The organism is Erythrobacter sp. SCSIO 43205, assembly GCF_019904235.1.
Taxonomy (GTDB): Bacteria; Pseudomonadota; Alphaproteobacteria; order Sphingomonadales; family Sphingomonadaceae; genus Erythrobacter.
The window spans coordinates 2,936,906-2,950,758 of sequence record NZ_CP063202.1; the positions used below are offsets into that span (position 1 = coordinate 2,936,906).

The 13,853-nt window shown below is 55.6% G+C and carries 16 protein-coding genes; all 16 read right to left on the reverse strand.

The window, feature by feature from the left end; translation table 11 throughout:
* Positions 1 to 4 precede the first annotated feature (4 nt).
* The 16 genes from hypB to INR77_RS13925 all read right to left on the reverse strand — a co-directional run bounded on the left by hypB (position 5) and on the right by INR77_RS13925 (position 13,837).
* Positions 5 to 916 (reverse strand): hydrogenase nickel incorporation protein HypB, encoded by a 912-nt coding sequence (gene hypB / locus INR77_RS13850; RefSeq protein WP_223071604.1) that lies wholly within the window; start codon positions 914 to 916, stop codon positions 5 to 7.
* Positions 917 to 1,258, reverse strand: a complete 342-nt coding sequence (gene hypA, locus INR77_RS13855; protein ID WP_223071605.1) for a hydrogenase maturation nickel metallochaperone HypA — start codon at positions 1,256 to 1,258, stop codon at positions 917 to 919.
* Positions 1,258 to 2,208: a hypothetical protein gene (locus tag INR77_RS13860; protein WP_223071606.1), complete on the reverse strand. Its 951-nt coding sequence runs from the start codon at positions 2,206 to 2,208 to the stop codon at positions 1,258 to 1,260. Before INR77_RS13860 ends, hypA begins: the two co-directional genes overlap by 1 nt.
* Positions 2,205 to 2,813 carry a [NiFe]-hydrogenase assembly chaperone HybE gene (gene hybE / locus INR77_RS13865; RefSeq protein WP_223071607.1) on the reverse strand — a complete coding sequence of 203 codons (609 nt, stop codon included), beginning with the start codon at positions 2,811 to 2,813 and terminating at the stop codon, positions 2,205 to 2,207. The genes INR77_RS13860 and hybE overlap by 4 nt, the downstream gene beginning before the upstream one ends.
* Positions 2,814 to 2,818: 5 nt before the next feature.
* The gene (locus INR77_RS13870) at positions 2,819 to 3,040 is read right to left on the reverse strand and encodes a rubredoxin (protein WP_223071608.1); all 222 of its coding nucleotides are present in this window, start codon (positions 3,038 to 3,040) and stop codon (positions 2,819 to 2,821) included.
* Positions 3,037 to 3,885, reverse strand: a complete 849-nt coding sequence (locus tag INR77_RS13875) for a hydrogenase expression/formation protein (protein WP_223071609.1) — start codon at positions 3,883 to 3,885, stop codon at positions 3,037 to 3,039. The genes INR77_RS13870 and INR77_RS13875 overlap by 4 nt, the downstream gene beginning before the upstream one ends.
* On the reverse strand, positions 3,882 to 4,343 hold the full coding sequence (locus tag INR77_RS13880) for a hydrogenase-1 expression HyaE (RefSeq protein WP_223071610.1): 462 nt from the start codon (positions 4,341 to 4,343) through the stop codon (positions 3,882 to 3,884). Before INR77_RS13880 ends, INR77_RS13875 begins: the two co-directional genes overlap by 4 nt.
* Positions 4,344 to 4,347: 4 nt before the next feature.
* Positions 4,348 to 4,656, reverse strand: a complete 309-nt coding sequence (locus INR77_RS13885) for a HypC/HybG/HupF family hydrogenase formation chaperone (RefSeq protein WP_223071611.1) — start codon at positions 4,654 to 4,656, stop codon at positions 4,348 to 4,350.
* Positions 4,656 to 5,345: a HyaD/HybD family hydrogenase maturation endopeptidase gene (locus INR77_RS13890; protein ID WP_223071612.1), complete on the reverse strand. Its 690-nt coding sequence runs from the start codon at positions 5,343 to 5,345 to the stop codon at positions 4,656 to 4,658. Before INR77_RS13890 ends, INR77_RS13885 begins: the two co-directional genes overlap by 1 nt.
* Positions 5,346 to 5,606: 261 nt before the next feature.
* Complete coding sequence (gene cybH, locus INR77_RS13895) at positions 5,607 to 6,302, reverse strand: Ni/Fe-hydrogenase, b-type cytochrome subunit (protein ID WP_223071613.1); 696 nt, start codon at positions 6,300 to 6,302, stop codon at positions 5,607 to 5,609.
* Between the two features lie 27 nt (positions 6,303 to 6,329).
* Positions 6,330 to 6,899, reverse strand: coding sequence for a HupE/UreJ family protein (locus INR77_RS13900; RefSeq protein WP_223071614.1), 570 nt, complete (start codon positions 6,897 to 6,899; stop codon positions 6,330 to 6,332).
* A 12-nt stretch (positions 6,900 to 6,911) separates the two neighbouring features.
* On the reverse strand, positions 6,912 to 8,711 hold the full coding sequence (locus INR77_RS13905; protein WP_223071615.1) for a nickel-dependent hydrogenase large subunit: 1,800 nt from the start codon (positions 8,709 to 8,711) through the stop codon (positions 6,912 to 6,914).
* A 2-nt stretch (positions 8,712 to 8,713) separates the two neighbouring features.
* Positions 8,714 to 9,850, reverse strand: a complete 1,137-nt coding sequence (locus tag INR77_RS13910) for a hydrogenase small subunit (RefSeq protein ID WP_223071616.1) — start codon at positions 9,848 to 9,850, stop codon at positions 8,714 to 8,716.
* Between the two features lie 197 nt (positions 9,851 to 10,047).
* Entirely contained in the window at positions 10,048 to 11,886 is a 1,839-nt protein-coding gene (locus tag INR77_RS13915; protein ID WP_223071617.1) for a hypothetical protein, read from the reverse strand.
* A gap of 2 nt (positions 11,887 to 11,888) precedes the next feature.
* Positions 11,889 to 12,968: a chemotaxis response regulator protein-glutamate methylesterase gene (locus INR77_RS13920; protein ID WP_223071618.1), complete on the reverse strand. Its 1,080-nt coding sequence runs from the start codon at positions 12,966 to 12,968 to the stop codon at positions 11,889 to 11,891.
* Between the two features lie 5 nt (positions 12,969 to 12,973).
* Entirely contained in the window at positions 12,974 to 13,837 is an 864-nt protein-coding gene (locus INR77_RS13925) for a protein-glutamate O-methyltransferase CheR (RefSeq protein ID WP_223071619.1), read from the reverse strand.
* Positions 13,838 to 13,853: the final 16 nt, after the last annotated feature.

Here is a 13,853-nt window from a genome sequence, read left to right on the forward strand (position 1 = left end):
GCTCCTATTCTGCTGCTTCTGCCGCTTGAGGCAGGCTGGACGCAGCCATCATCGCTCCACCGCGCAGCCAGCGCAGCCAAGCATCCATCCCTTCGCCGCTGCGGGCAGAGACGCGCATGATCCGCGCCTTTGGGTTCACCTTGCGGATGTTCTCTTCGGCGAGGTCGATGTCAAAATCGAGGTGTTCGAGCAGATCAACTTTGTTGAGAAGCGCGACATCGGCAGCTGCAAACATATCGGGATATTTGAGCGGCTTGTCCTCGCCCTCGGTCACCGAAAGGATCGCAACCTTATGCGCCTCGCCAAGGTCAAATCCTGCGGGACAGACCAAATTGCCCACGTTTTCGATCATCAGCATTGTACCATCGGTCGGATCAAGACTTTCGACCGCGTGGCCGATCATATGTGCATCAAGATGACAGCCCTTACCAGTGTTGACCTGGATCGCCCGCACGCCCGTCTCACGGATACGGTCGGCATCATTGGTGGTTTGTTGATCGCCTTCGATCACAGCGATAGACAGCTCATCTTTCAGCATATCGAGCGTGCGGCAAAGCAGGCTTGTCTTGCCGGAACCGGGTGACGACACGAGATTAAGGACGAACATCCCCTTGTCCGCGAACAGTCGGCGGTTCGCGGCAGCGTAGGTGTTGTTCTTGCCGAGAATATCCGCCTCCAACTGGATCAAGCGGTTTTGGCTCATACCCGGAACAGAGGTGCCAGCGGCGCCAGCGCCAAAATGAACATCGCCGTGCTCGCCATGCGAATGATCATGGTGGTGATGCCCATGATCGTGGTGATGGTCGTGATCGTGGTGATGATGGTGATGGCCGTGGTCGTGGCTGTGGGAATGGCTGTGCTTATGCGCACCTTCAATCCGGGTTTCACCCTCGCTGCATCCGCATACGGTACACATTTAGCAAACCTCCAATTCGCGTATCTTAAGCTCTTCGCCGCCCGTCACTTGCAATTGATGGCTGCCGCAGATCGGACAGGGATCAAAGCGTTGGGCAATATTGATCTGTTTTGCGCAAGGCAGGCACCATGCCTCTCCCGGCGCTTCGACGATTTCCAGTTTCGCAGTGCTCGCAATTGAGCCTGCCATCGCGACGTCGAAACCGAACCGCAATGCCTCAATTTCGACCCCTGAGAATGCACCCACTTCAAGCGCAACCCGATCCACCCGATCAAACTGTTGCGCACGCGCTTGATCCTCAATGATTGAGCGGATGTTCTCGCAAAGTGACAACTCATGCATCAGCGCACCTCAATCGCGAATTCAACGCAAGGATCGAGAGCCCGCATAACGCTGTGCGCGATGTCGATGCGACGTTCAGGCGAGGTTTTTGAAACCTGCTCCAACCACTTCTCTCCCAACCCACCAATGCCAAAAACGGTGTCGGTTGGCGAGCGTATTTCATAGCTCGAAATGACCGCATCCGCGATAGACACGTGGTGTACCAGCTCGCCGCGCGAGCACGAGACGCTCTTTGTGTCAGACAACTGCTTTCGTGACGCGTCGCAATCTCCGGATTTAATCTCGCACACCAATGTCGCCAGATCGATCAGACGCGCAATGTGGCAGGCCAACACGGGATTATCTCGCAGCGCCATCACAACTGGCATTGAACGATATTTATCAAGCAAGGGCGGCAAAGCATCGCCGATTTCAAGTGCGAGCTTTTCCGCTCTCAAACCGTCATGGACATAGCGCGCCGCCGCATTGTCGGCTTGATTAATCCAATCCACCAACTCATCCAACGTTTCTATGGCGAGCCAATTTTCGGCAGAGCATTCAAATATCGCTTCTTCGATATGAAAGGCCAAGCGCGCGGCATCACCATCGCGTGTGAGGTTTATGATTTGAGCAAGCGCGCTGCGTGGCGGTTCCTCCTCCAGCGCCAGCGGCCAATCGAGTAAAATGCGCACACAATGTTCGCGGATGGTTTCAAAACGAACTGAGCGCATCATGGAGGCTATCTCTTTGTCCGAGAGCTTGCTTCCACCATTCTCAGCAATCGCAAGCCGTGCTGCGAGCTGCTGCGCTGAGGGGCAGACAGCGAAAAGCGATCCGAGAAGGTCTGGCACCAATTCCGCGGGCTTACCGACAAGCAGCTGCGCAACCCGGCTCGCGCTTTGATAGGACAAATGGCATGAGCCATTGTCTTCATCGCAAAACGTAACAGTGATGCCGGGGCTCTGGGTCACGCAATCTGACCCTCATCTTCTCTGCGCCCCCTGCCGAACAAGGCCCTGCGGTCCAATTCCTTGGGTTTGGCAGCTTTCGCGTCGCCTGCCATCCGCTCTGCTTCGCCAGGCACGGTCTTCGCTTCGGCAATCGCCATGCGCTGCTCGACATCTTGCCCAGAACCGGGCTGAACCATCGCCTCGCCGAAATCAGGCGCGTCTTCTTCGTCAGGAGTGGTGAACATCATTTCCATGCTCAGTTTCGCCGTTTCAATGGCGATGTCCATTTCGGCAAATTCGAACATGGGGGAGAAGAGCGAAACGCTCCAATAACCGCCCAGCGCATCCTCATGCGACCACACCGCCTCATACATACCCGAAGGTAAGGCGATGTTTCGCTTTTGCCCGACCCGCATCGCGGATGCCTGGGCTTCCATCGGGAACAGCAACAGGTTCATGAACCACGGCGTGACCAATATGCCGGTGTGATACGCATCGAAGCGCTGCATCTCGCTCATCGCCACGCCCAAAGCCGGATTGAGGATCGGCACACCGTCCATCCGGGTTTCAGCGATATGGTTGAATACGGTTTCAACCTTTTGAGAGAGTGCAGCGAGATGGTCCATCGGGCCTAGTCCGCGATCACCATGAAGTCTGCCCGCGCGCCATCGCACTCCGGGCAAGTCCATTGGTCCGGCAGTTTGGAAAATGGCGTTCCCGGCGGAATCTGCCAGTATGTGCACCCTTCTTTGGGGTCATAGATGTGCCAACAAATCTTGCATTCCAGACGGCTGTCGTCGGAGAGCTTTTCCGCATCACCGCCATAGCTGCCGCGAAAGAAGTGATCGCTCATCGGTATGAGTCCAAAATCTCGCTAAGGCGTTCACGGGAATCCGCGATGTCTTCCGCTGCCGCGAGGGCGACCGACGGGATTGGGCACACTTCGATCGAATTGAGGATCAGCGTGTCCTGAGAATTGAAGAAGCGCACCCACCATACATTGCGTGTCTTCGTCGCATTGATCCGGCAATTGCCATAGCCGCGCGAGAGGATAACCAGACTGCCTTTGCCAAGCGTTTCGTCGAGGAAGGCAAGATCTTCCTCTGTATGCGGCAGAAGCGATAGATTGATCACGTGAGGATCATCACCAAGCTTGGCTTCGCGGGCGACATATTCGTTGATTTCGGTGATAAGCGGAGGCGCGTTGAAAATGTTCGGCCCTGCCTCTTGTGGCATTTCGACCGTGTCTGCTGCGCCTGCAAACGCTTGTTCAATCATCACCGAAGGGAACGCACCGATCTCGGCATAGTCAGCCTTTCGCCCCCCATCAGCGTCGTATTCGCGCACACGCCAGACGCCCGCCAAAACAGACTCTTGAGATTGTGCAACATCGCCCATGACGACTGACACTTCGCCTTCACCCAAAAGCTGGTCGACGAAAGCAAGGTTGTCCGCATCAAGTTCGATCAGATCGACGCGCGATGGCACGCCCGTTTCTTCTGCTTTGGTCAGAGCGAGCAGGATTTGTTCAGAAGCCACCAAGCCCGCGGCGTGTTTTCGTGCGTCCTCTGATTCAGGGATATGCCCTGCGGAATAAACCATCATGTCGCGGGGAAGCTGCATATATTCCAGCTTGCCGCCGTCAAAGTCCTCCGGCTGACTACCTGGCCCGACCAGTGCGCCTGTCAAATTGCTCATTTCGCAGCTCCGTTAGTGGTTCCGTTGCAGCCAGAAGGCAGCTCGAACGGCGGTGGGGCAGCAGGTTCTCGGCCCAGAATTTCGGGAATTTCCACAAGATAGTCTGACCAGTCGCGGATACCTTCAATCGCGCCAAGATACTGGCCGTTCTGCATGAAGATAAGCGCAGGATAGGCGCGGAAGTGATAGCGGCGTTGCAGAGCGCGTTCATCGGCACGCTTGGCCACAATGATGCGAGCGTGACCTTCAAGAGCGCGCTCAAGTTCGGGAAGCACGGCGGCGACATCATCGCTTTCAGCGAGCCGCCAATAATCCCCCGCAAGAAACACCATGCTCAAAGGCTCGGACGCCGTTTCAGCGTCGATCTGCTCCATGCTCATCACGGGATAACCGCGCCGTTCGACGACTGCGCGTAAAACGTCGGACATATCTGCGCGCTCGATTGTTGCTGGATTCATTGTACTACCTGTCCCCTCGAAGATGTTCGGGCAATTGCGGCTCTCGATCGACGAGATCGGGAAAAGCCGCAGCAATATCTACTTCGCCGCCGCTCATGATTGCTTCGACGGCGCTAATCGCGGAAAGCGCGCGCCGGGCCGAGCCCTCGTCCATGCGTTCACGCGCAGCCCCAAGAAATGTCATCAACCATTCGCCCGGCTCGACATCACCGATGAGACGAATGTCAATTTCGTGCTGCTCGCCGCGATAATCGCACCGCGCGCGCGCCTCATCAATCTGGTCGATGACTTGCATAGGTTGACCAACGCACATCAGCTGCGCGTCTCGACCTGGCTGACGAGAGCTTCCATCTCGGCGTCAAAATCCTCTGGCGGGACAAAACCCTGAGCCAGAACGCGGTCATCGCCATGGCGCGGGGCGCTTTCGGCATCTGGACGCTCACCTTCGTAGCGGTCCATCATCATTTCCAGAGAACCAATGCTCTCCAAGTCGCTTAGCGGTACGTCGCGCAAAACGCCGGTTACGCCAAAGCCTGCAAGATATTCCATCGCCATAGCGATCGCCGGCTCGATCTTGTCTCGCACTTGTGGCCGGAGCGATCCGCCGTAATCTTCGAGTTCCACGGGCTGGACACCGATTAGCAATTGGTGAGCAGGCGGTTCGCCCATCATCTCAGCCATCATCAACACTTCTTGAAAGCCCGTCTGGTGCAAGGAAACTTTCTTTGCACCCATGAATTTGGGCACCTCGTCACCTTCGACACGCTTCATAGTGCCAGGTTCAAGCCCATAGTCGACGGCATCGAACACGATCAGAACGTCTGCTTCACGTACGTTTTGGACAAGATAGATACCTTGCGTCCCGCCATCGATCAGGCGGACGTTTTCAGGGAATGCATAATGGCGGTGCATATGTTCAACCGCCCGCACGCCAAAGCCTTCATCGGCCCAGAGCAGATTGCCAATTCCCAGAATTAAAACGTTGGGCGCATCCTGCCCCATACCCCATCTCCCGTCACACTTCGTCTGATGCGAAACTTGTGTTGGATAGAGCAGGTAGTGTGCCAAATAGCCGGCAGGGGACTGATCGGCGGAAATCAGCCAATTACCAAGCCAAGGGAACCGAAGTGGTGGTTGAATATATTGCACCTTGCAAACTTACTTACCACTAAGCTCAAGGACCGCAATCGGGCCACTGATGCTGCATCACGAAAAAAGGGCGCGGATCTCCGCGCCCTTTCCATATTGATAAGTGACTTGCGCCTATTTGCCCGGTTTGTTCTTGAACGCGCGCCAGCCTGAGAACATGGCACTGATGATCGACTGCCGGCTCATTATATCTTCGCGCACGGCGGCATAGATGTGAACAGTCGCAAAGATCACGATCACCCACATCCCCAAATGGTGCCAGGTGTGCACGTCCTGGCTTTGCCCAAACAATGGGATGACCCAGCTTGTGAAAAGCGTGTGGATGATGCCCGGGCCCAAGCCTTCGCCATAAAGGGCAAGGCCGGTGACGATCATAAAGATCGACCCCCACACGAACAGGATATGCATAGAAAGCTGAGCTAGAGGATTGTGTCCCTCATATTGCTTGGGCTCTTTTTCCAGCATCGCGTACCAGCGCATCTCGTGCCAGACTTCTTTCCAGAATGGTTTCTTGGTCACCGGCACAACGAAGATTTCTTTCGCGTGGTCATTACCGACGAATGCCCAGTAAATCCGGAATAAGAAGCCGACCACCATGATCTGGCCCGCCGCAAAGTGATAGAAACGGATGTAGCCAAACAGATAGTGGTCCGTCGGATCGCCGCTGAGTGAGGGCAGAGGGGATCCGATCAAATATCCGGTTACGCACAGAACGACGATCGCAATCGCGTTGACCCAGTGCCAAATCCGAACCGGCGCCTCATAGACATAGATGGACGTCTCAGTGGTGGTAATTCGTTTCTCGCTCATGGCCTGCTCCCTCCCCCGTTATTTTTGTTAGCCAAGGCTGAGTACGAGACCCGTGCCGCCCAGTCCGAGAGCGGCGATCCAGCGTCCCGCAGGCGAAGCGAACACAGCAGAACCGAGACGCCATCCAATCAGGTGAAGGACCGCCGAAGACACGAGGAACCCAGCGAAGTATGCAGCCACAGCGGCTGATGCTTCGGTCCCGTGCGCATGGCCATGCAGCAAAGCGAAAAGAGCAATGAAACCAAGCCCGAGCCGATTGCCGACAAAAGGCGCTGCGAGAAGAAGCAGCGAGAAGCCGACCAGCGAACCACCAACCCAAGCTTCAAGGGCGGTTCCGGCACCGGTAAAGACACCAATGACTGCGCCAACGAACAAAAAGCCTAGGAATGTGACAGGGCCAGAAACAGCCTGTTCCTTGCTACGAGTAGCCGCCCAAAGTCCCACCGCCAGCATGGCGAGAAGGTGGTCAAGACCGACAAATGGGTGGACCAAGCCATCGCCAAGACCGTGCAAAGCGCCGGTTTCATGAGCCATAGCGGGCGCAGCCGAAACAGCGGTAGCAAGCGCCAGAAGCGAGCCAATTTTACGAAACGTCATTCTCATTACTCCTTAGCGCACCTTAACTTCGGCAAGTTCATCGCCGTCCGGTCCCATTACGTGGGTCGAACAGGCAAGGCACGGATCAAAACTGTGCAGTGTTCGCAGGATCTCCACTGGCTCGTTCGCTCGTTCAACCTTGGTATTCATCAATGACGCTTCGAACGCGCCGATGTTACCTTCGTTATCACGCGGCGAGCCATTCCATGTCGTTGGAACGACGCATTGGTAATTCTCGATCTTGCCGTCTTTGATCTTGATCCAGTGCGCCAGCGCCCCACGCGGTGCTTCGGTGTAACCAACGCCTTTGACCTCGCTTGGCCAAGTCGACGGATCGAACTTTTCAGTATTGGCTGTCGCTACATCGCCTGCTTTGACGTTGGCGATCAATTTATCGACGAAATACATCTGCTTTTCAGCCGCCCATTCCGCCTCAAGAGCGCGCGCAGCCGTACGACCCAAGGTCGAGAACAGAGCATCAATCGGAACGTTCAGGTCGGTCAGGAACTTGTCCGTCTGACCTTTGAACTCTTCATGCCCCTGCATATAGCCGATGACATAGCGAGCGAGCGGCCCGACCTCCATCGCGTGACCTTTCCAGCGCGGAGCCTTGATCCAGCTATATTTCGCGCTTTCATCGATCTGCTCAATGGCTGTGCGCTCACCCTTGGTCGCAAGGCCGAGCTCGTAGTTTGGCTCAGTGATGCCGTCCCATGGGTGCAGGCCTTTTTTCTCGTCCGGGTATTTGTACCAGCTATGCGGCACAAATTCCTGAATCTCGTCCGGGTCGCGCACATCGACCGGATGCACTTCGGAAAGCTTGCCGTTGATGATCGCACCGTGCGGCATCATCATGCTTTCCGGGCTGTAATCGTTCGCGCGCTCTGGAATGTCGCCATATGCGAGCAGCGCCTTATTCGACAGACCGCCGCCATAGAGCCAGTCTTTGTAGAAGCTGCCGATTGCGAGCACATCAGGTGTGTAAACGTTTTTGCAGAAATCAATGCACTTCTGCGTCACGCTTTTCACAAAGTTCAGTGAGACCATGTTCACCGGCGCGCCAGCCGCCATGTCGCCGTCAATGTTGATTGCGCAAGGAACGCCGCCAACCAGCCAGTTCGGGTGAATATCCTTACCACCAAAGATCGTGCGAACCGTCATGATTTCTTTTTGAAAATCAAGAGCTTCGAGGTAGTGGGTGACTGCCATAAGATCGGCTTCTGGTGGAAGCAGATAGGCCGGATTGGTCCAGTAACCGTTTTTGAACGGCCCCAATTGACCACTTTCAATAAACTTGCGCAGACGCGTCTGGATGTCGCGGAAATAGCCAGGCGAGCTGTTTGGATGGCTCGGGCTGACCTTTTGCTGCAACTCACTGGTCGCCTTTGGATCGGCCTTGAGCGCATTAACCGGGTTCACCCAGTCGAGCGCGTGCAAGTGATAGAAGTGCACGAGGTGATCGTGAACCTGCAAAGACAACTGCATAATGTTACGGATGCAGTTGGCATTGTCGGGAATTTCAATCTTGAGCGCATCTTCGACTGCACGCACTGACGTCAGAGCGTGAGTGCCGGTGCAAACGCCGCAAATGCGTTGGGTAAATGCCCACGCATCGCGCGGATCGCGGCCCTTGAGGATCACCTCCAGACCGCGCCACATCGTGCCGGTAGAGACCGCATTGCGGATCACATTGTTGCTGTCGAGATTAACCTCACAGCGCATATGACCTTCAATCCGGGTAACAGGATCGACAACAACACGCTTACCGCTTGTGTCGAGGGTATAGCCATTTGGCGTTGCAACAGTCGCCATTATCAGGCCTCCTCTTTGTGTGTGGGTGTTGTGGTGTCATCGACACTCGATGCATCATCAGCAGTCGCCGATTGGTTTGAGCGCGCTCGCTTAACCGCGCTTGCCGCTGCGTGGGCGATTACACCGCCGCCTACCACCGCGGCAGCTGTGCCGCCGATTTCGTCTGCGTCAGCTTCAATACCAAAGCCATGAATATCGGTCAGACGATCGTAGAAGCCGCCCTTGTCCCAGAAGCCATCTTCCGAACAGCCGATACAGCCGTGACCCGCCTGAATTGGGAAGGAAAGGCCACCGTTCCAACGCACCGTCGAACAGGCGTTATAGGTGGTCGGACCTTTGCAACCGACTTTATAAAGACAGTACCCTTTGCGCGCGCCCTCATCGTCGAACTCTTCAACGAATTGGCCTGCATCAAAGTGCGGACGACGATAGCATTTGTCGTGGATACGCTGTGAGTAGAACATTTTGGGCCGGCCCTGATTGTCAAGCTCAGGGAAACGGTCAAAAGTCAGGATGTAGCTGATAACGCCAGTCATGACCTCGGCAATCGGCGGACAGCCAGGCACTTTGATGATGGGCTTATCAGCAAGGCCGGGAACCTTGTGAACAGGCGTCGCCTGAGTGGGGTTAGGACGCGCGGCCTGAACACAGCCCCAGCTGGCACAGCTACCCCAGCTGATGATGGCCTTACAGTGATCTGCTGCGTGCTTAAGCTGCTCGACGAAAGGACGGCCAGCAATAATACAGCTCATCCCGTCCTGATCGAGAGGTGGGTTCCCCTCAACCGCAAGGATGAAATTGCCGTCGTATTTCTCAATCGTCTCTTCGATGATCGCTTCAGCTTGCTCACCCGCCGCAGCCATGATGGTGTCATCATAGTCGAGACTGATCATCGACAGGATCACGTCTTTGGCAAGTGGGTGGGCAGAACGGATGAAGCTTTCCGAACAACAAGTACACTCAAGACCATGGAGCCACAGCACCGGAATGCGCGGCTTTGTTTCCATCGCTGTTTGAATTTCTTGAGCATAGGCAGGGCTCAGACCCAGGGCGGCTGCGGTTAAGCTGCAAAACTTGTTGAAGCTGCGGCGGGTGATCCCCTGCCTGCGCATTACGTCATAAAATGTTTCGATCGCCATCCAGCGGACCCCTTCCCCAATCGGTGTTACGAGCCTTTGGGCTCTTAGCGACAAGAGGCTGCAATAGGCGTGCCAAGCCGGTGCAATGGCTATCTCACTTCCTACACAGCGTGAGTGGGCACCCTGTGGGGTGGTAAGTGAAGTTCCTATTTGGAAAGTGCGCTACATGGCGCTGACCCAACCGCTTTGCGATAAGGTCAAAGGAAAAAGTCATCCAAATCGGAATCGTCTTCATCGTGCGTGGAGGCAGACGGGTCGCCATTTGCAGTCCCGTCCTCGCCACCGAAATCGTCGAACGCGTCGAATTCCTCGAACTCGTCAAGCGCTTCACTTTGCGCTGGCCTTTCCACTTCAGCGGCGGTTGCCGATTGCACCATTCCGGGCATCAGGAATTGGGAGTGGATCGCGCGTTCGTCGGCCATGGTGTAAATCTTGCCCATGGTGTCCAAGAAATTTTCAAGAAGATGGGAAGACGTAACCGCCTCTTCGGGACACCAGGGTTGCTCGCTTGTTAATTCATTCCTTATGCGGTCCATCTCGCCCGACAATTCCTGGCACGATTCCAGCAGATCCGTCGCGTGCTGCAATATTGGCATGATCGTACCAGCAACATCACTTGCAATCTTCATCGACTTTTCAGTCTGTTCTGCACTTTCGCGAATGGTCTGAAGCGAGCGTGACAACATACCGCCCACACCTGTGGAACCTTCCCGAACCATCTCCTTCATCCGAGTTGCAACGTCCAGAAGCTCGCTCTCGACAAGCCCCATTGCATCAACGAGCTTGTTCAGGTTTTCGGAACGGTCGCGAATTTCGTTGGCTACAACCTTGATCGGCGGACCAGCCGGACCGGCCTGGCGGGCTTGAAGGGACACGTTGATTGCCATGTCCTGCACCTCAACCCGAAGAGCGCCGATGACTTTGGCCCGCTCGGCTATATCAGCCACAATGTCAGCGATAAGTTCCATGGTTGATCGGGCGTGATTGTCGGCGCGATCCAGTCTCTCGGTTATCCTGGCAGCTTGCTCGATGCCTTTTTCAAGACCCCGTAAGAATATACCGCCATCCGCGTCGTCGGGATTATGTGTCGAGGAAGCGAAGAAGTCGGTCAACTGCCTGGAGGACGGCTGAAGATTGTGAACCGCCGACAGAAGCGAGCGAAGGTCGGCCTCAAACTCTTTCTGCGTCGCCTCGGTAAGAGCGTGCAAAAGCGCCATAGCATGGCCACGAATTTTCTTGGCATCGTCCGGATCGGAAACATTGCTGGCTTCTATCACCTCAAGTCCCGTCAAGACGTGTTCGAGCCGCTGCCGCGCCCTGTCGCCGACCTGAATGGCGCAGATGGCTGCCCCAATTTCCTGCTGCACTGCCTGCGCTATCTCGCCGGTTGCATGGGCCAGTTTGGAGAGTTGATATTGGTATTTACCCAATGCCTCCACATCGGCGACCAGCTTTTCGGGAACTTGCGGCACAACCGAACCACATTCGCGCGCCAGGCTTTGATCGTTTGCAGATAGAGTCTCAAGGCTTTGCTCAAGCCTATTCAATGGCTCATCAAAGCCGCTGACCACCTCCTCACCGTTGGAAAGCTTGGCAGCGATATTATCGACAAATGCGATAAACTTGGGTTCTCCAGACGCAGCAATCTTGATGTTTACGCCGTAGAATCGAAGCATTTTCAGCAAGCGCAAGACATTGGACGACAGATCGCGCAATTGTTTGCTGGCTATTGGCAGTCTTGCCGATTCATACTCACGAAGTTCGATGTGGCGAGGAACTGCGTACATGGCCTCAGCTGCGGATATGATATTGGCCTCGGCCTCCTTCATCGCGCCGTCGTCGAAGGCGCCGACGACATCCTTCAGCGCCTTGATGATTTCGTCAAAAGCCTGGGCAGCTTCGCCTAATGACGAACCCACATCATCAAACCTGCTCGCCAACGCCGCGATCAGAGCTGAAAGCTGTTCACGCGGCAATTCCGCTACGTCTAAGATCGGGCTGATGTCGCCAGAAAATTCGTCTGAGGGCAGTTCCATCTTTAACGCACCGTCGCTCTGACCAACTCGCGCGCAATGCTCCCCAGCGGCACGATCCTCTCGGCTGCACCGCGGGCGATTGCCTCCTTGGGCATACCGAAAACGACAGAGGTCGCTTCATCCTGAGCGATCGTGCGCGCACCGGCTTCTTTCATTTCCAGCAAGCCGCGCGCACCATCATCACCCATGCCAGTCATGATAACGCCAACCGCATTAGAGCCCGCAGAGCGCGCCGCGGAACGGAACAACACGTCAACCGATGGGCGATGACGAGACACCAAAGGACCTTCGCGAACCGAGACGACATACCGTGCGCCTTGTCGATCAAGCAGGGTGTGTCGCCCTCCAGGCGCAATAAGAACGTGGCCGCGCATGACGGTATCGCCGTTTTCGGCTTCTTTGACGCTCACCTGACACAAGGTGTTTAGGCGCCGAGCGAAAGCCTTTGTGAATTTCTCCGGCATATGCTGCACAATCACGATACCAGGTGCATTGGCTGGCAGCGCTTCCAACACAGTCCGCAGCGCTTCAGTGCCCCCAGTGGATGCGCCGATACAAACGACCATCTCGGTCGTGCGGCTCATCGCCTTGCCGGTGGGTGGAGGCAACATGGCGTCAGCGGTAAGTTTCTTCTCCACCTCGCTTGATGGACTTTTGGCTTTGAGCTCAGACACGCGCGCCTTGGCCGCAGCCTTTACTGTCTGACGGATCATTTCGCGCGCTTCGATGAGGTGATCAGCGACCCCCATCGGCGGCTTCAAGATGACATCCACTGCGCCCGCTTCGAGCGCCTGCATCAAGGTTTCCGTCCCTTCCTCGGTAAGTGAAGAGCACATGACCACCGGGACCGGGCATTGCTGCATGAGCTTGCGCAAAAAGGTGATGCCGTCCATCCGTGGCATTTCCACGTCTAGAGTGATCACATCAGGCACTTCCTGCTGGATGTAACGCGCTGCCGCGAATGGATCTGCGGCGGTTGCGATCACTTCGATCTCGGAATCCTGCTCGAGAACTTCCTTCATCGCCTGACGAACGCTTGCGCTGTCATCCACGACAAGGACACGGATTTTGCCTGAGGCCATTACGTTTAGCCTTTGCGGAAAACAGTGCCGCCCACCGTGGTGAGAGCAAAGTCAGAAGCGTTGATTGTCTCGGAATGACCGAGGAATAGGAAACCACCGGGCGCCAATTGCTTGCACAGACGCTTAACAACCGCGCTTTGAGTTTCCTTTTCGAAGTATATCAATACATTGCGGCAGAAAATCACATCGACAGGTTCGCCAATGGGATAGTGACTATCCATCAAGTTCAGCCTGCCAAACGATACCTTTTGGCGCAGTTTGGGCACGATGCGCACGTCGCCTCGCGCCGGATCCTTCGCTTCCAGCACATAGCGTTTTCGCAAATCAGACGAGACTGGCTCGACCATCTCTTTTGGATAAATGCCTTTCAGCCCTGTATTCAATACGTTGGAGTCTATGTCTGTCGCCAGAACGCGATAATCCGGGCCGCCATTTTTCAAGGCGAAATCATCAAGCACCATGGCAAGCGTGTATGGCTCCGCACCAGTAGAACAGGCCGCGCTCCAACAACGGATCGAACGGCGTCCCTCGTCCCGATATGCTGGCAGGAGCGTATCGCTCAGGTACTCGAAATGGCGTGGCTCGCGAAAAAAGTCGGTCTTGTTGGTTGTGACCGAATTGAGGAGGTGATTGATCTCGCTTCGTGGAGCATCCTTCCCCAGAACATACGAACAATAGGCATCAAAACTGGGAAGACCACAGGCTTGAACCCGCTTGCGCAGCCGGCCTTCCAGCATGGTCTGTTTCGACGCTGGCATTTTGATGCCAGCTTCAGATTGGATTAGATTGGCAAGCGCCTTGAAATGCCGTGGACTGATCCTGTCCGCGTGGGCGACCGGAGCGGCTTTGGTTGCTGCTGTTGCTGACATGATGAAAACTCCAGAA

Excerpts from the sequence above, each read along its gene's own strand:
- hypB (WP_223071604.1), bottom strand. The coding sequence starts at position 916 with ATGTGTACCGTATGCGGATGCAGCGAGGGTGAAACCCGGATTGAAGGT.
- hypA (WP_223071605.1), bottom strand. The coding sequence starts at position 1,258 with ATGCATGAGTTGTCACTTTGCGAGAACATCCGCTCAATCATTGAGGAT.
- hybE (WP_223071607.1), bottom strand. The coding sequence starts at position 2,813 with ATGGACCATCTCGCTGCACTCTCTCAAAAGGTTGAAACCGTATTCAAC.
- INR77_RS13870 (WP_223071608.1), bottom strand. The coding sequence starts at position 3,040 with ATGAGCGATCACTTCTTTCGCGGCAGCTATGGCGGTGATGCGGAAAAG.
- INR77_RS13875 (WP_223071609.1), bottom strand. The coding sequence starts at position 3,885 with ATGAGCAATTTGACAGGCGCACTGGTCGGGCCAGGTAGTCAGCCGGAG.
- INR77_RS13880 (WP_223071610.1), bottom strand. The coding sequence starts at position 4,343 with ATGAATCCAGCAACAATCGAGCGCGCAGATATGTCCGACGTTTTACGC.
- INR77_RS13885 (WP_223071611.1), bottom strand. The coding sequence starts at position 4,656 with ATGTGCGTTGGTCAACCTATGCAAGTCATCGACCAGATTGATGAGGCG.
- INR77_RS13890 (WP_223071612.1), bottom strand. The coding sequence starts at position 5,345 with ATGGGGCAGGATGCGCCCAACGTTTTAATTCTGGGAATTGGCAATCTG.
- cybH (WP_223071613.1), bottom strand. The coding sequence starts at position 6,302 with ATGAGCGAGAAACGAATTACCACCACTGAGACGTCCATCTATGTCTAT.
- INR77_RS13900 (WP_223071614.1), bottom strand. The coding sequence starts at position 6,899 with ATGACGTTTCGTAAAATTGGCTCGCTTCTGGCGCTTGCTACCGCTGTT.
- INR77_RS13905 (WP_223071615.1), bottom strand. The coding sequence starts at position 8,711 with ATGGCGACTGTTGCAACGCCAAATGGCTATACCCTCGACACAAGCGGT.
- INR77_RS13910 (WP_223071616.1), bottom strand. The coding sequence starts at position 9,850 with ATGGCGATCGAAACATTTTATGACGTAATGCGCAGGCAGGGGATCACC.
- INR77_RS13915 (WP_223071617.1), bottom strand. The coding sequence starts at position 11,886 with ATGGAACTGCCCTCAGACGAATTTTCTGGCGACATCAGCCCGATCTTA.
- INR77_RS13920 (WP_223071618.1), bottom strand. The coding sequence starts at position 12,968 with ATGGCCTCAGGCAAAATCCGTGTCCTTGTCGTGGATGACAGCGCAAGC.
- INR77_RS13925 (WP_223071619.1), bottom strand. The coding sequence starts at position 13,837 with ATGTCAGCAACAGCAGCAACCAAAGCCGCTCCGGTCGCCCACGCGGAC.